Raw genomic sequence first — 18,474 nt, 5'->3', positions numbered from 1 at the left:
AGAAGCCCCATGCATCCGCGCATTCTCAACCTGAATCAGATCGATCTTGAACCATTGCCCGAAGCGATGGCCCCCACTGGGGACACGGCTGGCCGATACCAACAACGGTTAGCCCGCGTGGGCCAGCAACTGGGCGCTCAGAAACTCGGGTATCGGTTGTATGTGTTGGAACCGGGCATGCGAGGCAGTCCGTTTCACAGTCATCGCGTCAACGAGGAGATGTTTTACGTCGTGGCCGGGGCAGGGGAGATTCGTCTCGGGACCGAGCGTTTCCCGATTCGCGCCGGTGACGTGATCGCGTGCCCGCCGGGTGGTCCGGAAGCGGCGCACCAGATCATCAACACCAGCAACGCTGAGCTGCGTTATCTGGCGGTGAGCACCCAGCAATCGCCGGAGATCTGCGAGTACCCCGATTCCGGAAAATACGCGGTGATGGATGATTTCAAGATGGATGCCGAGGGCAATGCTTCAGGCTTTGTCGCCATCGCCCGCCCGGGCGATGGGGTGGATTACTGGGACGGTGAGTAATAGCCTGGCGTACGCAGATCCTGTAGCAGCTGACGAGCAGCGCGAGGCTGCTTCTGCGGTATGCCTGACAACACTCAATTGCCGGGATTACGACGGCTGCGCCGCCGAACGCAGCCTCGCGCTGTTCGGCAGCTGCTACAAGGGGTTGGGTTGTTATTCGAGGCGTGCCAGGCGCTCTTCCAGCGCGGCGATGCGCGCTTCAAGTTCTTCGATTCGTTCAATCGAAACGCCGCTGGCAGCGCCGCGTTCCACCGGGTTCTGCCGTGCCGCGAGGATAACCTCGATATCCGCCGGATCCCCCAGCGCATGCATATACCGGTCTTCTCGCTGTCCGGCCTGTTTTGGGATCAGCAACGCCAACCCCCGAGCAATCAAACGCTCCAGTTGATGAACCACCTGTTCGGTGTCTTCAAATTCATGCATGCGGCCGCTGCGGGTCAGCAGTTCATTGACCGTCTGCGGCCCACGCAGGAACAACAACCCGGTCAGTATCACCTGCGCCGGCACCAGCTCCAGGGCCTTGTCGACCTTGTGTTCCCAGCGATCCGCGCGACTGCCCATCACCAGTTTGGTGAAGCCGCGTCCTTCCAGCGCCCGCAGGCTCTGGCCGACCTGGCCCTGAGTCAGGTTCATCACCGGTTCTCGGCTGGTTTTCTGGTTGCAGGCGATCACCAGGGCATTGAGGGTCAGGGGATAGGTTTCCGGGCTGGTGGCCTGTTTCTCGATCAGCGAGCCCAGAATGCGGATTTCCGTGCTGTTAAGCCGCGGCTCGTCGAAGGTTGTTTCTTGCTCAGTGCTCATGGTGGCGCATCCTTACCCGGTTCATGTTGTTCACTTGCGTGAATGCACTTTAGATTGACGGGCGCCAATGGCAACAGAATTTGTTGTGCCCCACGGTCACGGTGTCGATGATGACGAAGGCCGTTGCAGCGGGGAAGGTGCGCGACAGCGGAAAAAGACCCGTCCCGGAAGGGGCGGGGATGGCTATAATCGGCCGACGTTTTCCCCTCCTGTCACCACACGAGACTGCCATGACCATTTCCCTGTACGACGCTTCCGTTCCTGTTTTCAAGCAAATGCTCACCGCCCTGAGTGACGTGCTGAAAAAAGCAGAAGCGCACGCTACCGAAAAGAACATCGACCCGAACGCGTTCCTGCAAGCCCGCCTGTACCCGGACATGTTCCCGCTGGTGCGTCAGGTGCAGATCGCCGTTGATTTCGCCAAAGGCGTTTCCTCGCGCCTGGCCGAAGTTGAATTGCCGAAGTACGACGACACCGAAACCACCTTCGCCGAGCTGCAAGCGCTGCTGAGCAAGGTTCTGGCCTACATCGCCGAGATCAAGCCGGAGCAGATCAACGGCAAGGAAGGCATCGAGATCGTGACCCGTCCGGGCACGCCTAAAGAGAAGCGCTTCAGTGGCCAGGCTTACCTGCTGAGCTACGGCCTGCCGCAGTTCTTCTTCCACGTCACCACCACTTACGCATTGCTGCGTCATAACGGTGTGGAAGTGGGCAAGCGCGATTACATGGGCGCGTTCTAAACCGTCCGGGTACAAAAAAGCCCCCGCAGCCTTGGGTTGCGGGGGCTTTTTCATGTGTAAGCATTCTTCACCTACACCGCAGTTCCATGTGGGGGCGAGCCTGCTCGCGATGGCATTGTGTCAGTCAACATTGATATTGAATGTAACGACGCTATCGCGAGCAGGCTCGCTCCTACAGGGATTTGGGTTAGGCCACTCGTTGGGCTTTTTCTTCTTCACCCAGGCAAGCAGCGGCGGTGAACAGCACGTCAGTAGACGAGTTCAGCGCGGTTTCCGCCGAATCCTGCAACACACCAATGATGAAACCGACCGCTACCACCTGCATGGCAATCTCGCTCGGGATGCCGAACAGGCTGCACGCCAGTGGAATCAAGAGCAACGAACCACCCGCCACGCCTGAAGCACCACACGCGCAGATCGCCGCGACAACGCTCAGCAGAATCGCGGTCGGAATGTCCACGGCAATGCCCAGGGTGTGGACTGCCGCCAGGGTTAGCACGGTGATGGTGATCGCCGCGCCGGCCATGTTGATGGTTGCGCCCAGCGGGATCGACACCGAGTAGGTGTCTTCATGCAGGCCCAAGCGCTTGCTCAGCTCCAGGTTGACCGGAATGTTCGCCGCCGAACTGCGGGTGAAAAACGCGGTAATACCACTCTCGCGCAGGCAGGTCAGCACCAGCGGATACGGGTTGCGGCGCAGCTTCCAGAACACGATGGCGGGGTTCATCACCAGTGCCACGAACAGCATGCAGCCGAGCAGCACCGCCAGCAAATGCGCGTAACCGATCAAGGCCCCAAAGCCGGAGGTGGCGAGGGTCGAGGCCACCAGGCCGAAGATCCCCAGCGGTGCGAAGCGAATCACCAGCCGCACGATCAGCGTCACGCCGTTGGACAGGTCGCCCAGCACTTCACGGGTGGTTTCGCCGGCGTGGCGAATGGCGATGCCCATGCCGATGGCCCAGGCCAGGATGCCGATAAAGTTGGCATTCATCAGCGCGCTCACCGGGTTATCGACCACGCTCAGCAACAGGCTTTGCAGGACCTCGCTGATACCACCCGGCGCGGTGACCGCGACGTCGTGGGTGGCGAGTACCAGGCTCGACGGGAACATCATGCTGGCTACCACCGCGACCACGGCGGCGGCAAACGTCCCCAGCAAATACAAAAACAGAATCGGCCGGATGTGAGTTTCCTGGCCGTGCTTATGGTTGGCGATCGACGCCATGACCAGCACGAACACCAGAATCGGCGCGACGGCTTTCAGTGCCGAGACGAACACTTTGCCGATGAAGGCGCAGGACTTGGCCACGTCCGGCGCGAACAGCGCCAAGGCAATCCCGGCGAGCAGGCCGATGATGATTTGCGTGACCAGACTCAAGCGTTTCAGGCGTTTCAATAGCGAAGGGGATGAAGCGTTCATAAAACGGCATCTCTGATTTTTTATAAGTGCAGGTTTTCGCAGGTGTGCAGCAACAAACAGGGCAGGCTGCAGGCAGGAAACCGAAAAGGAGCCACAGGGTGTACGTTTTTCAGGGTGCGGATTTTATCACAGCGTAGGGCTGATCCTTCAGGCCTGTGACGATCTGCCACCCGCGCAACCAACGAGATAAGCAGGTTCGTGCAACCCGGTTTGGAAACACTCTGTTAAGATTCGCCATCCTTTTTTTCAAGTCTGCCAGTGGGCCTTCGGGCTATTCGCTGGTGTCGTCGTTTTCTGGAGTTGTGCATGCTGTTGCCCATTCTTCTGTTGTCTGCCGCCGGTTTCACGGTGCTGACCACGGAGTTCGTCATCGTCGGCCTGTTGCCGGCGATTGCCCGAGACCTTGAAGTCAGCATCCCGCAAGCGGGTTTGCTGGTGACCTTGTTCGCCTTTACCGTGGCAGCCTTCGGACCGTTCCTGACCGCGTACTTCGCACGCTTTGAACGCCGCAAGCTGTTCATCTCGGTGTTGATCATGTTCGGTCTGGCCAACACCCTTGCGGCATTTGCGCCGAATATCTGGGTCATGGCTTTCGCCCGCTTGATTCCCGCACTCGGGTTGCCGGTGTTCTGGGCCCTGGCCAGTGAAACGGCGGTGGACATTGTCGGCCCCGACTATGCGGGGCGCGCCATCGCCAAGATCGGCTTCGGCATTGTGTGTGCCACGGTGTTCGGCATTCCGGTGGGCACGCTGATTTCCGATGCATTCGGCTGGCGCAGCGCCTTTGGCATTCTCGCGGTCATTGCCTTTGCCAAAGCCTTGCTGCTGTTTATCTACCTGCCGAAAACCGACCTGCACCAGCATCAAGTGAGTTTCCGTTCGCAATTCAAAATCCTGCGCAGCCCGCTGATGGTGGGCCATGTGCTGCTGTCGATCGTGGTCTTCAGCGGCATGTTTACCGCGTACACCTACTTGGCGGACATTCTTGAACGCCTGGCCGGTTTCGACGGCGCGGTGGTTGGCTGGTGCCTGATGGGCTTCGGCGCGGTCGGGCTGATCGGTAACTCGCTGGGTGGCCGCGCGGTGGATCGCCATCCGCTGATCGCTTCGGTGATGTTCTGCGCGTTCATGATTGCCGGCCTGGTGGCGCTGGTGCCGAACATTCATTCGCCCCTCGGTCTGGCGGCGGCGATGGGGATTTGGGGCGTGACGCAGGCGGCGTTGTTCCTGGTCAGCCATGTACGCCTGATCAAGGCCGCGCCCGAGGCTCCGGCGTTCGCTGCGTCGCTGAACATCGCCGGGGCCAACCTCGGCATCGGCCTGGGCGCCATGGTCGGCGGCCGGGTGATCGACAGCGTTGGTCTGCAAGGCCTCGGTTTTGCGGCGGCCGGTTTTATCCTCGCCTCGATTCTGCTGGCGATTGCGCTGATGACCTTCGAGCCGCGTGAAGTCTGCGCCTGAGGCTTACAGTTCGGTAAACAATTGGCGTCTGGCACCTTCGGTAATGGCCACAATGCCGGGGTGCTTGACCTTGCGCTCCACGGAAATGGCGTAGAACGACTCGGTCACGGCGTCGGTCTGGCCAATCACTTCCACGCCGTATTGGCGTTTCACTTCATCGGCAATCACGCTCGGGCCGATGAAAATGCCACTGCCGGACTGCCCGAACGCCTGCATCAACGCGCTGTCATCGAACTCGCCGACGATGCGCGGCTGGATCTGTTGTTCGGCGAACCAGCGCTGCAAGCGGTTGCGCACCACGGTTTCCGGCCCCGGAATCAATAGTGGTGCGCCGTGCAGGCTGCGGGGGAAATCCTGGCCATACCGCGCGGCCAATTCAGCCGTGGCGAAGAAGCTGATCCCGCATTCCCCGAGTTTCTGGCTGTAGCCCTTGATGTCCAGGTGCGAGGGCATCGGGCTGTCGGAAATCACCATGTCCAGACGCTGGATCGCCAGGTCGGCGAGCAAGCGTTCGAGTTTGTCTTCGCGACAGGTGATGCGTAGCGGCTCGTGCAATTCCATGGTCGGCGCGATCAGCCGATAAACGATGGACTTGGGCACCACGTCCGCGACACCGACCCGAAACTGAATCTGCTGTTCGTTGGGCTGTGCTCGCAACATCAATTCCAGTTCACCTCCCAACTGAAACATCTGCTCGGCGTAGGGCAGGGCCTGACGGCCCGCCTCGGTGAGTTCCAGTTGCCGGCCCACCTTGCGAAACAACTCGATGCCGTAGGTTTGCTCAAGCAGGGAAATCTGCCCGCTGATGGTCTGGGGGGTCAGGTTGAGCTGCTCGCAGGCGCGCACGATGCTGCCGGTCTTGGCCACCACCCAGAAGTAATGCAATTGCCGATAATTGAGCATGCTGATCTACAGTTCGTAAAAACCGAAGTATAACCGCTGAAAATACGAATTTTCCTGAAGTGTTTGCGTCCCTAGAATGCGTCGCTATCAGCGGGCCATGGTTTTGGTGCCGTTTGTTCTAACGAGGGAAGCATCATGAAGCTCACAACCACAGCGGTGCTGTTTGCGTCTTTACTGGTATTGGCCGGTTGCGACCAGGCCGAAAAAAGCGCTCAACAACTGATGGGCAAGGCTGCCGAAAGCGCCAAACAGGCGATTGACGACACTCACAAAGCCGCCGAACAGGCACTCAGTGACGCCACTGGCGGCTTGATCAGCAAAAAAGACCCATCGGGCGAAAACAAAGAAAAAACCAATTCCTCGTCCCAGGAAATCTAACGTTTAACACGAGTCAGGACTGACCCATGGAATACCTTTTAGAACTTGCTGCAAGCCCTGCCGCCTGGGTCGCCCTGGCTACCCTGGTGGTGATGGAAATCGTGCTCGGTATCGATAACCTGATCTTTATCTCGATCCTGACCAATAAGCTGCCGTTGCAGCATCGACAGAGGGCCCGTCGAATCGGTATTGGCATGGCGCTGATCCTGCGTCTGGCACTGCTGAGCACCATCGCATTCATTGTCCAGTTGACGGAGCCTGTGTTTGAAATCCTTGGTCAGGCGTTCTCCTGGAAGGACATGATCCTGATTGCCGGTGGCCTGTTCCTGTTGTGGAAGGCGACCACCGAGATCCATCACAGCATGGACCCGGCACCGGAAGATCCGAAGACGGCGACGTCGACCGTGACCCTGGGCTTTGCCGCTGCGATTGGTCAGATTCTGATGCTGGACATGGTGTTTTCCATCGACAGCATCATCACTGCTGTCGGCATGACCGAGCACTTGCCGATCATGATCATCGCGGTGGTGGTGTCGGTACTGGTGATGTTGTTGGCGGCTGACCCACTGGCCAAGTTCATCAACGACAACCCGACGGTGGTCATGCTGGCGCTGGGCTTCCTGATCATGATCGGCATGACGCTGATCGCCGAAGGCTTCGGCGCCCACGTACCGAAAGGCTACGTCTATGCGGCCATGGTGTTCTCGGCAACGATCGAGGGCTTGAACATGATGTCGCGCCGGGCCAGGCAGAAGCGCATGGCCACTGAAGCTTGATCGACGATAAATGAAAAGGCCGCCTGAATACGATGTGTTCAGGCGGCCTTTTTTTTGAAGACTGAAATGGCTATTCAGTGCGCGGAGGCGTGGTGTTCCGCCGGTTTTTCGCTGTCGGTCACAGGTGTCGATTGAACCGGGTGATGATGGTGCCGCCGGGTAATGCGCAGGACTCCCCATAACATGGCAGCGGCAACGGCCAGCCAGCCAGAAATCAACATCACGATCGTCATTGCCAGGCTCATCGTGCCTCCTCTTTGCCCTGCATCGGGCACACACGTTTTGCAATTAACAGTCTAGCCGCTGCTGTGTGTCAGGCAATTGACCGAAGGTCGCCTGTCACTAACCAGTTCGCTCTATTGGAAGCACGCAACTGCCGGTTAAGGCTATACCGCCGTCACGCGGCGTCTTATGATCGACGGCCAAGCCGGGAGCCTGTTGCCTGGCGTCTGAACAAGAGTGTGAAGATGGAGCGGGTATTTTCTCGAATTCGAGCGGCGGCGCTGGTGGTTGGCTGTGTTGCCGGGTTGGCGGGCTGCGCCGGGAGCGTTGCGCCTGAAGTCCAGCGTCTGCCGGAGCGGGTGGAGCTTAGCGGTACCTTCTACCGTGGGAACGCCTTTCAAAGCGGACCGCAAGTGCTGGCCAGCCTGCTGGCACAACAGGGCATCGTGATTACCCCGGGCTTGCTCGAAAAACCCCTGAGTTTGCCGGGTGCCGAGGACAAGTTGCAGCAGAACATGCAGAACCTCGCCCGTGAATACGGGATGGTCGTCTACCCCCTCGACAGCACATTGCCCGCGCTGCTGACCCAGGTCGCCGCTGGCTTTCCGGTGATGGTGCGCTTTACCGAAGGCACGCCGCTCTGGTCTGGGCCGCGCTACGCCATTCTCGCCGGTTACAACCGTAAGAAGCAGACCGTGTTGCTGCGCGTGGGGATGGATCGCCGGGATTTGATGAGCTTCAGTTCGTTTGAATCCTCGTTCAAGGACGCTGGCGGCTGGGCCGTGCTGATCCAGAAGCCGAATCAGATTCCGGCCAATGTCGATCAGCAGCGTTGGCTCAAAGCGGCCAATGATCTGGGGCAGGCCGGCCAGGAGCAAGCGGCTGCGCGGGCGAAGAAGGCCCTGACCGCGCAGTAGATGTCCGTTCGTCATTCCGCAGGGCACTGCCGTGCGTACTCGCTCTCTAAAGGACAGCGCGCGGATTTATCCGGGCCACACCCAAGGAGGCGCCCATGGCACATTCCACTACACCTGAAGGCCCGCACTCGTCCGAGCATTCTTCGGGCGATGAGTTGGGGTTCGATCCCGATTCGCCGGATCTTGCCGACCCTCAGGTCGATCCCATCGGTCCCGCCAAGGCGCCCAGGGACGTGAAGCCGGGTGACGACCCAAAGGCGCCAGCGAAGCCTTACGACCCTCTCGCTGATCTGAAACCCTGAGCCTGATGAGGTGCTTATGTCTACCGATTCGAGTTTCGATGACAAACGTCCGGACAGTGTGCCGACAACCCCCGAAAAGGACCTGGACCCGGTGATGGATCCGGACAGCCCGCTACGCGATCCTTTGGCCAGGCCGGTGGTGGTGCCGACTGAGCATCCCAAGGGCTTGAGGGACCCGAACGCGGGGGACGGCATTCCGGATGACGATCAAATGCCGCTGCCCAACGACTGACCTCCGCCCAATTAAAAAGCCCCGAATATTCGGGGCTTTGTTTTGAGTGCGCGCTTGTCTATTTCGAGGCTTCAATCACCCCGGTCTGACGACTTTTGAGGTTTTTATCGGATTTGTACTGCAAGGCTACCGAAGGCACATCTGCGGCCTTGCCGGACTCTACCCAATTGCGAATACGGGTAGCGTCGGCAAAGTGGGTGTACTTGCCATAGGCGTCAAGGATGACCAACGCAACCTTGCGGTTACCCATGCTGGTAACCAGCACCAGGCAGTGACCCGCCGCGTTGGTAAAGCCGGTTTTTGTCAGCTGGATGTCCCAGTCCTGCTTGCGGACCAGATGGTCGGTATTGCGGAACTGCAAGTTGTAGTTGGGCTTGCGGAACGACACGATTTTTTCCTTGGTCGTGCTCAGCTCGGTCAATAGCGGGTGCTTATGTGCCGCCACCAGCAGTTTGCTCAAGTCGCGGGCGGTGGACACGTTTCGCGGAGAAAGGCCGGTGGGCTCAACGAAGTGGGTGTTGGTCATGCCCAGCGCCCTGGCCTTGGCGTTCATCGCGGCGATGAAGGCCGCATAGCCACCCGGATAATGGTGGGCCAGGCTCGCCGCTGCGCGGTTTTCCGATGACATCAGTGCAATCAGGAGCATCTCCCTGCGTGGCATTTCACTGTTGAGTTTGACCCTGGAGTACACACCCTTCATTTCCGGCGTGTCGCTGATGTTGATGTTGATGATTTCGTCCATGTTCTGCTTGGCTTCAACCACGACCAGGCCTGTCATCAGTTTGCTGACAGACGCAATCGGTACCACCACGTCAGGGTTGCTGGCGAAGATGACTTTGTTGGTCTGCATATCCATGACCAATGAACTGCCGGACGCGAGTTTGAGATTTTTCGTGTCTCGGGGGACGGCGGTCGTATCGCCAGCGCTGGCGATTGGCGTGATCAAAGTTCCTGTAACTGCAAAAAATAGGCTCAGGATAGATAGAAGGATTTTCACGCTGGCAGACTCATTATGTGTTGTTAAGCCGTTATGTAACGGGCTATTTCGTAAAAAGCGCGACATTCTGGAGTATGGCTGAATAACTGTCGATGGTTGTTCCAGTAAGGGATTAAAGTCTTCAGGATTGTGAAAAAAACGTCATTTTCCGGCGGGTGGTCGGATTTTTCTTCGGGCAAAAAATAACCCCGCCGAGGGCGGGGTTGTTCAACTCACTGTGTGCGTCTGCTTTGGCGCTTAGCTGTGCAGGGTTTCCGCCGCGTACAGCGTGTTTTCCAACAGGCAGGCGCGGGTCATCGGGCCCACGCCACCCGGCACGGGTGTGATCCAGCCGGCGCGGGGCAGGGCGGTTTCGTAAATCACGTCGCCGACCAGTTTGCCGTCGTCCTGGCGGTTGATGCCGACGTCGACCACGATTGCGCCTTCCTTGATCCATTCACCCTTGACCAGGCCGGGTTTGCCAGCGGCAACCACCACCAGATCGGCGCGACCTACGTGGCCGGCCAGGTCCTTGGTGAAGCGGTGGGTCACGGTCACGGTGCAACCGGCCAGCAACAATTCCATCGCCATCGGGCGGCCAACGATGTTGGACGCGCCAACCACCACGGCATCCATCCCGTAAAGATCGACACCGGTGCTTTCCAGCAAGGTCATGATGCCTTTAGGGGTGCAGGGGCGCAGCAGTGGAATACGCTGGGCCAGACGACCGACGTTATAAGGATGGAAGCCGTCGACGTCTTTGTCCGGACGAATGCGCTCCAGCAATTTGGAGGCGTCCAGGTGTTCAGGCAAGGGAAGCTGAAGCAGAACCCCATCGATTGCCGGGTCGTCGTTCAGGCGATCGATCAGATCGGTCAGCGCTTCTTGAGTGGTTTCGGAAGGCAGGTCGTAGGCTTGGGATATAAAGCCGACCTCTTCACAGTCTTTACGCTTGTGCGAGACATAAACCTGAGAGGCGGGATCGCTGCCGACCAGAATCACCGCGAGGCCGGGTGTGCGCAAGCCTTGCTCGCGACGTTCGGCGACTCGTTTGGCGATCTGCTGGCGCAGGCTGGCGGCGATCGATTTGCCGTCGATTAGTTGTGCAGTCATTGCGCGTGATTAACCATCGAGAGGGGAAAAAAAGAGAACGCATTCTCGCATGTCATGAGGTGAGGGCAAAGGCGCTTGGTCTGCAAATTCCCCTAACTCCTTTAATTAAATGAATTTTTTTTAAAAAGGATTTGACGACCTTCAGGGGGCTCTATACTATTCGTCGCACTTGTCGGGCACAGCCTAGCACTGGTTAGGAAAGTCGAGCGGGACCACGGTTCTGCGAGGCTGGAAAGCACTTAGTTTGTAGTCCTCCAAGAGTACAAATTAACAAGGCGCCCGTAGCTCAGCTGGATAGAGCATCCGCCTTCTAAGCGGATGGTCGCAGGTTCGAGTCCTGCCGGGTGCGCCATTAGGCAGCTTTGGCACAAGTAGCGCAATATGGTGGGCGTAGCTCAGTTGGTAGAGCACGGGATTGTGACTCCCGTTGTCGAGGGTTCGATCCCCTTCGTCCACCCCATATTTCGAAAGGCGCCAGATTAACAGTCTGGCGCCTTTGCTTTAACAGCTTCAATCCGCGGATGTGGTGGAATTGGTAGACACACTGGATTTAGGTTCCAGCGCCGCGAGGCGTAAGAGTTCGAGTCTCTTCATCCGCACCAAATAAAGCTTCACTCATGCCGATTGGCTTGGTTGGGGTTGAACAAAGAAGACGTTGTCTGGCTTCTTTGGAAATGCAAGATGGTGGGCGTAGCTCAGTTGGTAGAGCACGGGATTGTGACTCCCGTTGTCGAGGGTTCGATCCCCTTCGTCCACCCCATATTTCGAGAGGCGCCAGATTTAACAGTCTGGCGCCTTTTTTGTTTCAGCGGTTCGAGTGATTGGCGGCTGCAGGTTTTGAGTCGCAGGGGCAGGGCGTTTCGTCGTATTTATGTTTCTCGATGATGCCGCGCTGCCCGCCGGCCTTGCTCGCAAGATCGGCTGTCAGGGAGATGATTGGCAACCGCTTCTATATATAGAAGGGTTGGCGCAGGGCCCTGGCGTGATTGGCTGTATTTGCCATCGGGGCGAGGTGCATCCGTGCATTCGCACCTATAAATTGCCTGCTGCGTTTTTACCCGTTTTCAGTAGGGTGACTTCTTGAGTTTGACCCACTAGAATGCATGCCCTTGATTCTGGGGTCGGAAACGGCCGGCTAACGTCTGTGCAACGAGGAATATCCATGCAAGTTTCTGTTGAAAATACTACTGCTCTTGAGCGCCGCATGAGCGTCACCGTGCCGGCTGAGCGCATCGAGAGCCAGGTCAACAAGCGTCTGCAGCAGACCGCCCAAAAGGCCAAGATTGCTGGCTTCCGTCCAGGCAAAGTGCCAATGAGCGAAATCAAGCGCCGTTTCGGTGCTGATGCGCGTCAGGAAGCCGTGGGCGATGTCATCCAGTCTTCCTTCTACGAAGCTGTGGTTGAGCAGAAGCTGAACCCGGCTGGTTCGCCTTCGATCGAGCCTAAATCCCTGGAAGCTGGCAAGGACCTGGAATACGTCGCCATTTTCGAAGTATTCCCTGAGTTCACCGTTGCCGGCTTCGAAGGTATCACCGTAGAGCGCCTGAGCGCTGACGTGGCTGATGCCGATCTGGACAAAATGCTGGACATCCTGCGCAAGCAGAACACCCGTTTTGAAGTGGCCGATCGCGCTGCCCAGAACGAAGACCAGCTGAACATCGATTTCGTCGGCAAGGTTGACGGTGAAGTGTTCGCTGGCGGTTCCGCCAAGGGTACTCAGCTGGTGCTGGGTTCCGGCCGCATGATCCCTGGCTTTGAAGACGGTCTGGTTGGCGCTAAAGCCGGCGAAGAGCGTGTTCTGAACCTGACCTTCCCAGAGGACTACCAGAACCTCGACCTGGCCGGTAAAACTGCCGAGTTCACCGTTACCGTGAACACTGTTTCCGAGCCAAAACTGCCAGAGCTGAACGAAGAATTCTTCGCTCAATTCGGCATCAAGGAAACCGGTCTGGAAGGCTTCCGCACCGAAGTTCGCAAGAACATGGAGCGTGAACTGCGTCAGGCGATCAAATCCAAGGTCAAGAATCAGGTAATGGACGGTCTGCTGGCCACCAACCCGATCGAAGTGCCTAAGGCTCTGCTGTCCAACGAAGTTGACCGTCTGCGTGTGCAGGCTGTTCAGCAGTTCGGCGGCAACATCAAGCCTGACCAGTTGCCGGCCGAGCTGTTCGAAGAGCAAGCCAAGCGCCGCGTTGTACTGGGTCTGATCGTGGCCGAAGTGGTCAAGCAATTCGACCTCAAGCCTGACGAAACCCGCGTTCGCGAAATGATTCAGGAAATGGCTTCGGCCTACCAGGAGCCTGAGCAGGTCGTGTCCTGGTACTACAAGAACGACCAGCAGCTGAACGAAGTCCGTTCGGTTGTGCTGGAAGAACAAGTTGTGGATACTGTTCTGCAGAAAGCTAGTGTGACCGACAAGTCGGTCTCTTACGAAGAAGCAGTCAAGCCGGTAGAAGCTCCAAAAGCCGACTGATCGTTTTTGCGCTAAGAAGTAATCACCATAAGCCAGCCTTCGTGCTGGCTTATGCGTATTCAAGACATAACTATTTGGGAGTGACTGCAGAGCATGTTCCGTAATTCGTATATTCAGCAGAACTCTGATATCCAGGCCGCAGGCGGCCTGGTCCCGATGGTTGTCGAGCAGTCTGCTCGTGGCGAGCGCGCCTATGACATCTACTCGCGCCTTCTCAAGGAGCGAGTGATCTTTCTGGTTGGTCCGGTAGAGGACTACATGGCCAACCTGATCTGTGCGCAACTGCTGTTCCTTGAAGCGGAAAACCCGGACAAGGACATCCATCTCTATATCAACTCCCCGGGCGGTTCGGTGACGGCGGGCATGTCGATCTATGACACCATGCAGTTCATCAAGCCAAACGTGTCGACCACCTGTATCGGTCAAGCGTGCAGCATGGGCGCGTTCCTTCTGACGGCCGGTGCCGCCGGCAAGCGTTATTGCCTGCCGAACTCGCGTGTGATGATTCACCAGCCACTGGGCGGTTTCCAGGGCCAGGCCTCGGATATCGAAATCCATGCCAAGGAAATCCTCTTCATTCGTGAGCGTCTCAACACGTTGATGGCCAAGCATAGCGGGCACACTCTTGAAGAAATCGAGCGCGATACCAATCGCGACAACTTCATGAGTGCAGAAGCTGCGCGTGATTACGGGTTGATCGATGAAGTGATCAGCCAGCGCCCGGCTTAAAAATAAGCAGCTCAAAATAAGGTGGGTCGGCTGGTCTGATCACCGGCGGGCTTGAAAAAGCCCGCAATAGCCTTCATCTTGTGTTGCAAGCCTATCGGATTTGGATCGAACGAATGACTGACACCCGCAACGGCGAGGACAACGGCAAGCTGCTCTATTGCTCCTTCTGTGGCAAAAGCCAGCATGAAGTGCGCAAATTGATTGCCGGCCCCTCGGTCTTTATCTGCGACGAGTGCGTCGACCTGTGCAATGACATCATCCGAGAGGAGGTGCAGGAAGCCCAGGCCGAAAGCAGCGCGCATAAATTGCCTTCGCCTAAAGAAATCAGCGGCATCCTTGATCAGTACGTGATTGGTCAGGAGCGTGCGAAAAAGGTTTTGGCAGTAGCGGTCTACAACCACTACAAGCGCCTGAACCAGCGTGACAAAAAGAATGACGACGTCGAACTCGGCAAGAGCAACATCCTGCTGATCGGCCCGACAGGCTCGGGTAAAACCCTGCTTGCCGAAACACTGGCTCGTTTGCTGAACGTTCCGTTCACCATTGCCGACGCAACCACCCTCACCGAGGCGGGTTATGTGGGTGAAGATGTCGAGAACATCATTCAGAAGCTGCTGCAGAAGTGCGATTACGACGTAGAAAAAGCCCAGATGGGCATTGTCTACATCGATGAGATCGACAAGATCTCGCGCAAGTCTGACAACCCGTCGATCACCCGGGACGTTTCCGGTGAAGGCGTGCAGCAGGCCCTGCTCAAGTTGATCGAGGGTACGGTCGCTTCCGTTCCACCTCAAGGTGGTCGCAAGCATCCGCAGCAGGAATTCCTTCAGGTCGACACCCGTAACATCCTGTTCATCTGCGGTGGTGCGTTCTCCGGTCTGGAAAAGGTTATTCAAAACCGTTCCACCAAGGGCGGCATCGGTTTCAACGCGGAAGTGCGCAGCAAGGAAGAAGGCAAGAAAGTCGGTGAGTCCCTGCGTGAAGTCGAGCCTGACGATTTGGTCAAGTTCGGTCTGATCCCGGAATTCGTTGGTCGTCTGCCGGTACTTGCCACGCTGGACGAGCTTGATGAGGCTGCATTGATGCAGATTCTCACCGAGCCGAAAAATGCTCTGACCAAGCAGTATGCCAAGTTGTTCGAGATGGAAGGCGTGGACCTGGAATTCCGGGCTGACGCACTGAAATCGGTCGCCAAACGTGCTCTGGAACGCAAGACCGGTGCCCGTGGACTGCGTTCGATTCTCGAAGGCGTATTGCTCGACACTATGTATGAAATCCCCTCGCAGTCCGAGGTGAGTAAAGTAGTGATCGATGAAAGCGTTATAGAAGGCAAGTCCAAGCCACTGTATATCTACGAAAACAGTGAGCCTGCTGCCAAGGCCGCGCCAGACGCCTAAGCGTCACGCAGCTGGAATAAAGAAGGGGCCTTCGGGCCCCTTTGCTTTTACTGCCTTTTATCCCTGTCTTTGCGCTTGTTTTTTTTGAAGACAGCCCCCATCTTGGTTTCAAGCTTACTTCCATCTGTTTACGGCCTTATGGCCGCCGTAGAGGCGAAATCATGAAGACAACCATCGAATTGCCTCTCCTGCCATTGCGTGATGTTGTGGTTTATCCGCACATGGTAATCCCGCTGTTCGTGGGGCGCGAGAAATCCATCGAAGCCCTCGAAGCTGCGATGACGGGCGACAAGCAGATCCTTCTGCTGGCTCAGAGAAACCCTGCTGACGACGATCCCGGTGAAGATGCACTTTATCGCGTAGGGACTATTGCGACCGTTCTGCAGCTGCTCAAGCTGCCTGACGGCACGGTCAAGGTTTTGGTCGAAGGTGAGCAGCGGGGCGCCGTAGAGCGCTTCAGCGAAGTGGACGGCCACTGCCGTGCCGAAGTCTCGTTGATCGACGAAGTCGACGCGCCTGAACGCGAGTCGGAAGTGTTTGTGCGTAGCCTGCTGGCTCAGTTCGAACAATATGTGCAGTTGGGCAAGAAAGTCCCGGCTGAAGTCCTGTCGTCGCTCAACAGCATCGACGAGCCAGGCCGCCTGGTCGACACCATGGCCGCACACATGGCCCTGAAGATCGAGCAGAAGCAGGAAATCCTCGAAATCATCGATTTGTCGGCCCGGGTCGAGCACGTTCTGGCGCTGCTGGATGCCGAGATCGACCTGCTGCAAGTTGAAAAACGCATTCGCGGTCGCGTCAAAAAACAAATGGAGCGCAGTCAGCGCGAGTACTACCTGAATGAGCAGATGAAGGCCATTCAGAAGGAACTCGGTGACAGCGACGAAGGCCACAACGAAATCGAAGAGCTGAAAAAGCGCATCGATGCCGCCGGCCTGCCGAAAGATGCCTTGGCCAAAGCCCAGGGTGAATTGAACAAGCTCAAGCAAATGTCGCCAATGTCCGCGGAAGCGACCGTGGTGCGTTCTTACATCGACTGGCTGGTTCAGGTGCCGTGGAAGGCCCAGAGCAAAGTGCGTCTGGACCTTGCGCGCGCAGAAGACATCCTTGATGCAGACCACTATGGTCTGGAAGAAGTCAAAGAGCGGATCCTCGAATACCTCGCCGTGCAAAAACGCGTGAAGAAAATTCGGGGGCCGGTGTTGTGCCTGGTCGGCCCACCTGGCGTGGGTAAAACCTCGCTGGCGGAGTCGATTGCTCACGCCACCAACCGCAAATTCGTGCGCATGGCCCTCGGTGGCGTGCGTGACGAAGCCGAAATCCGTGGTCATCGCCGTACTTACATCGGTTCGATGCCAGGAAGATTGATTCAAAAGATGACCAAGGTGGGCGTCCGCAACCCGCTGTTCCTGCTCGATGAAATCGACAAAATGGGCAGCGACATGCGTGGCGATCCGGCGTCGGCGTTGCTGGAAGTGCTCGATCCCGAGCAGAACCACAACTTCAACGATCACTACCTGGAGGTCGATTACGACCTGTCCGATGTGATGTTCCTGTGCACCTCGAACTCCATGAACATCCCACCGGCGTTGCTGGACCGGATGGAAGTGATTCGCCTGCCGGGCTACACCGAAGACGAGAAAATCAACATCGCCGTCAAATACCTCTCGCCCAAGCAGATTACTGCCAACGGCTTGAAGAAAGGCGAGCTGGAATTCGACGCCGAAGCGATCCGCGACATCATCCGCTACTACACCCGCGAAGCCGGTGTGCGTGGGCTGGAACGCCAGATTGCCAAGGTGTGCCGCAAGGCGGTCAAAGAGCATGCAATGGAAAAACGTTTCTCGGTGAAGGTCACTGCCGAGATGCTCGAACACTTCCTGGGCGTGCGTAAATTCCGCTACGGCCTCGCTGAGTCGCAAGATCAGATCGGTCAAGTAACCGGGCTGGCATGGACACAAGTGGGCGGCGAGTTGCTGACCATCGAAGCCGCTGTCGTACCGGGTAAAGGCCAGTTGATCAAGACCGGTTCCCTGGGTGATGTGATGGTCGAATCGATCACCGCAGCGTTGACCGTTGTCCGCAGCCGGGCCAAGAGCCTGGGAATCCCCCTGGACTTCCACGAGAAGCGCGACACGCATATCCATATGCCGGAAGGGGCAACCCCGAAGGACGGTCCTAGCGCCGGTGTGGGCATGTGCACGGCCCTGGTGTCGGCATTGACCGGGATTCCGGTGCGTGCGGACGTCGCCATGACGGGTGAAATCACTCTGCGTGGTCAGGTGCTGGCGATTGGTGGCTTGAAAGAAAAACTGCTCGCGGCTCACCGTGGCGGAATCAAGACTGTGATCATTCCTGAAGAGAACGTCCGCGATCTGAAGGAAATTCCGGACAATATCAAGCAAGATCTGCAGATTAAACCAGTTAAATGGATTGACGAAGTCCTGCAAATTGCGCTGCAATACGCGCCGGAGCCGCTGCCAGATGTGGTTCCAGAGATTGTTGCAAAGGATGAAAAACGCGAGTCTGACTCTAAGGAAAGAATTAGCACGCATTAGTACGCATTTGCCTGGGGGGCTTCCTTGACAGTTTTTTAGAGCCCTTGTTATAAAGCGGCTCTTAAGTGTCTGTAGGCCATTCAGCACACACGTTTTTTGCTTTCACCAAAAAAAACTTAGAATCATACTCAAATAGATATAAGGGGACTTAGAGTGAACAAGTCGGAACTGATTGATGCTATCGCTGCATCCGCTGATATCCCGAAAGCTGCTGCTGGCCGTGCGCTGGACGCAGTAATCGAATCCGTCACTGGCGCTCTCAAGGCTGGCGACTCTGTTGTTCTGGTTGGTTTCGGTACCTTCTCCGTAACTGATCGTCCAGCTCGCATTGGTCGTAACCCTCAGACCGGTAAGACACTGGAAATCGCAGCTGCCAAAAAACCAGGTTTCAAAGCCGGTAAAGCACTGAAAGAAGCTGTCAACTAAGTTCGATTCAGGTTTTTGCCTATCCGGGTCGGGGTCATGCCTGACCTGGCAGCGGAGCGGTAGTCCAGTCGGCGAATTGCCGGTCCGAGACACCGAGGGTCGCACGTTCGATCCATCGATCC

The 18,474-nt window shown here is 57.3% G+C and carries 19 protein-coding genes, 4 tRNA genes and 1 pseudogene; 18 read left to right on the top strand and 6 right to left on the bottom strand.

What is annotated here, in order from left to right; translation table 11 throughout:
• Nucleotides 1–9: 9 nt before the first annotated feature.
• The gene (locus J2Y56_RS10195; protein ID WP_007944769.1) at nt 10–528 is read left to right on the top strand and encodes a cupin domain-containing protein; all 519 of its coding nucleotides are present in this window, start codon (nt 10–12) and stop codon (nt 526–528) included.
• A 153-nt stretch (nt 529–681) separates the two neighbouring features.
• On the opposite strand, the gene J2Y56_RS10190 is transcribed toward J2Y56_RS10195, so the two are convergent.
• Nucleotides 682–1,329 (bottom strand): YceH family protein, encoded by a 648-nt coding sequence (locus J2Y56_RS10190; protein WP_007944768.1) that lies wholly within the window; start codon nt 1,327–1,329, stop codon nt 682–684.
• Between the two features lie 230 nt (nt 1,330–1,559).
• On the opposite strand from J2Y56_RS10190, the gene J2Y56_RS10185 reads away from it, so the two are divergent.
• The gene (locus tag J2Y56_RS10185) at nt 1,560–2,069 is read left to right on the top strand and encodes a DUF1993 family protein (RefSeq protein WP_007944767.1); all 510 of its coding nucleotides are present in this window, start codon (nt 1,560–1,562) and stop codon (nt 2,067–2,069) included.
• A 187-nt stretch (nt 2,070–2,256) separates the two neighbouring features.
• Here J2Y56_RS10185 and sstT read toward each other — a convergent pair whose 3' ends face one another.
• Entirely contained in the window at nt 2,257–3,489 is a 1,233-nt protein-coding gene (gene sstT / locus J2Y56_RS10180; protein WP_007944766.1) for a serine/threonine transporter SstT, read from the bottom strand.
• A gap of 306 nt (nt 3,490–3,795) precedes the next feature.
• On the opposite strand from sstT, the gene J2Y56_RS10175 reads away from it, so the two are divergent.
• The gene (locus J2Y56_RS10175; RefSeq protein ID WP_007944765.1) at nt 3,796–4,950 is read left to right on the top strand and encodes an MFS transporter; all 1,155 of its coding nucleotides are present in this window, start codon (nt 3,796–3,798) and stop codon (nt 4,948–4,950) included.
• Between the two features lie 3 nt (nt 4,951–4,953).
• Here the strand turns inward: J2Y56_RS10175 and nhaR are convergent, their stop codons facing one another.
• The gene (nhaR, locus tag J2Y56_RS10170; protein WP_007944764.1) at nt 4,954–5,853 is read right to left on the bottom strand and encodes a transcriptional activator NhaR; all 900 of its coding nucleotides are present in this window, start codon (nt 5,851–5,853) and stop codon (nt 4,954–4,956) included.
• Between the two features lie 135 nt (nt 5,854–5,988).
• Here nhaR and J2Y56_RS10165 point away from each other — a divergent pair, with 135 nt between their 5' ends.
• Together J2Y56_RS10165 and J2Y56_RS10160 are read left to right on the top strand one after the other, a co-directional pair.
• Nucleotides 5,989–6,231 (top strand): hypothetical protein, encoded by a 243-nt coding sequence (locus J2Y56_RS10165; RefSeq protein WP_007944763.1) that lies wholly within the window; start codon nt 5,989–5,991, stop codon nt 6,229–6,231.
• A 26-nt stretch (nt 6,232–6,257) separates the two neighbouring features.
• Nucleotides 6,258–7,007, top strand: coding sequence for a TerC family protein (locus J2Y56_RS10160; protein ID WP_007944762.1), 750 nt, complete (start codon nt 6,258–6,260; stop codon nt 7,005–7,007).
• A 74-nt stretch (nt 7,008–7,081) separates the two neighbouring features.
• Here the strand turns inward: J2Y56_RS10160 and J2Y56_RS10155 are convergent, their stop codons facing one another.
• Nucleotides 7,082–7,252: a hypothetical protein gene (locus tag J2Y56_RS10155; RefSeq protein ID WP_007944761.1), complete on the bottom strand. Its 171-nt coding sequence runs from the start codon at nt 7,250–7,252 to the stop codon at nt 7,082–7,084.
• 166 nt (nt 7,253–7,418) lie between these two features.
• On the opposite strand from J2Y56_RS10155, the pseudogene J2Y56_RS10150 reads away from it, so the two are divergent.
• From J2Y56_RS10150 to J2Y56_RS10140, 3 genes and pseudogenes are all read left to right on the top strand, one after another.
• Nucleotides 7,419–8,146 (top strand): annotated as a pseudogene (locus tag J2Y56_RS10150) (peptidase C39 family protein).
• Nucleotides 8,147–8,241: 95 nt separating this feature from the next.
• Complete coding sequence (locus J2Y56_RS10145; protein ID WP_007944759.1) at nt 8,242–8,448, top strand: DUF6021 family protein; 207 nt, start codon at nt 8,242–8,244, stop codon at nt 8,446–8,448.
• A 16-nt stretch (nt 8,449–8,464) separates the two neighbouring features.
• Nucleotides 8,465–8,680 (top strand): hypothetical protein, encoded by a 216-nt coding sequence (locus J2Y56_RS10140; protein ID WP_007944758.1) that lies wholly within the window; start codon nt 8,465–8,467, stop codon nt 8,678–8,680.
• A gap of 58 nt (nt 8,681–8,738) precedes the next feature.
• On the opposite strand, the gene pbpG is transcribed toward J2Y56_RS10140, so the two are convergent.
• The gene (gene pbpG, locus J2Y56_RS10135) at nt 8,739–9,626 is read right to left on the bottom strand and encodes a D-alanyl-D-alanine endopeptidase (protein ID WP_224790207.1); all 888 of its coding nucleotides are present in this window, start codon (nt 9,624–9,626) and stop codon (nt 8,739–8,741) included.
• Here pbpG and J2Y56_RS10130 point away from each other — a divergent pair.
• The gene (locus J2Y56_RS10130; RefSeq protein WP_224790214.1) at nt 9,535–9,759 is read left to right on the top strand and encodes a hypothetical protein; all 225 of its coding nucleotides are present in this window, start codon (nt 9,535–9,537) and stop codon (nt 9,757–9,759) included. The genes pbpG and J2Y56_RS10130 overlap by 92 nt on opposite strands.
• Nucleotides 9,760–9,914: 155 nt before the next feature.
• On the opposite strand, the gene folD is transcribed toward J2Y56_RS10130, so the two are convergent.
• Entirely contained in the window at nt 9,915–10,769 is an 855-nt protein-coding gene (gene folD / locus J2Y56_RS10125) for a bifunctional methylenetetrahydrofolate dehydrogenase/methenyltetrahydrofolate cyclohydrolase FolD (protein WP_007944755.1), read from the bottom strand.
• A 275-nt stretch (nt 10,770–11,044) separates the two neighbouring features.
• Here folD and J2Y56_RS10120 point away from each other — a divergent pair.
• The 9 genes from J2Y56_RS10120 to J2Y56_RS10080 all read left to right on the top strand — a co-directional run bounded on the left by J2Y56_RS10120 (nt 11,045) and on the right by J2Y56_RS10080 (nt 18,352).
• Nucleotides 11,045–11,121, top strand: a tRNA-Arg gene (locus J2Y56_RS10120).
• 32 nt (nt 11,122–11,153) lie between these two features.
• Nucleotides 11,154–11,229, top strand: a tRNA-His gene (locus J2Y56_RS10115).
• A gap of 57 nt (nt 11,230–11,286) precedes the next feature.
• Nucleotides 11,287–11,371, top strand: a tRNA-Leu gene (locus tag J2Y56_RS10110).
• An 82-nt stretch (nt 11,372–11,453) separates the two neighbouring features.
• Nucleotides 11,454–11,529: transfer RNA gene (locus tag J2Y56_RS10105), tRNA-His, on the top strand.
• Between the two features lie 402 nt (nt 11,530–11,931).
• A complete protein-coding gene (gene tig, locus J2Y56_RS10100; RefSeq protein ID WP_007946890.1) occupies nt 11,932–13,242 on the top strand; it encodes a trigger factor in 1,311 nt (436 codons plus the stop codon).
• Between the two features lie 93 nt (nt 13,243–13,335).
• Nucleotides 13,336–13,971 (top strand): ATP-dependent Clp endopeptidase proteolytic subunit ClpP, encoded by a 636-nt coding sequence (gene clpP / locus J2Y56_RS10095; protein ID WP_007946892.1) that lies wholly within the window; start codon nt 13,336–13,338, stop codon nt 13,969–13,971.
• Nucleotides 13,972–14,084: 113 nt separating this feature from the next.
• Nucleotides 14,085–15,368 carry an ATP-dependent Clp protease ATP-binding subunit ClpX gene (gene clpX, locus J2Y56_RS10090; RefSeq protein ID WP_007946893.1) on the top strand — a complete coding sequence of 428 codons (1,284 nt, stop codon included), beginning with the start codon at nt 14,085–14,087 and terminating at the stop codon, nt 15,366–15,368.
• 161 nt (nt 15,369–15,529) lie between these two features.
• Entirely contained in the window at nt 15,530–17,926 is a 2,397-nt protein-coding gene (gene lon, locus J2Y56_RS10085) for an endopeptidase La (protein ID WP_007946894.1), read from the top strand.
• A gap of 153 nt (nt 17,927–18,079) precedes the next feature.
• Nucleotides 18,080–18,352 (top strand): HU family DNA-binding protein, encoded by a 273-nt coding sequence (locus tag J2Y56_RS10080; protein ID WP_002552737.1) that lies wholly within the window; start codon nt 18,080–18,082, stop codon nt 18,350–18,352.
• The last annotated feature ends 122 nt before the right edge of the window (nt 18,353–18,474 follow it).

This window comes from Pseudomonas sp. BE134, assembly GCF_031456105.1.
Taxonomy (GTDB): Bacteria; Pseudomonadota; Gammaproteobacteria; order Pseudomonadales; family Pseudomonadaceae; genus Aquipseudomonas.
Note: the sequence above shows the minus strand (reverse complement) of the source record. Positions and strands in the feature narration are given on the sequence as shown.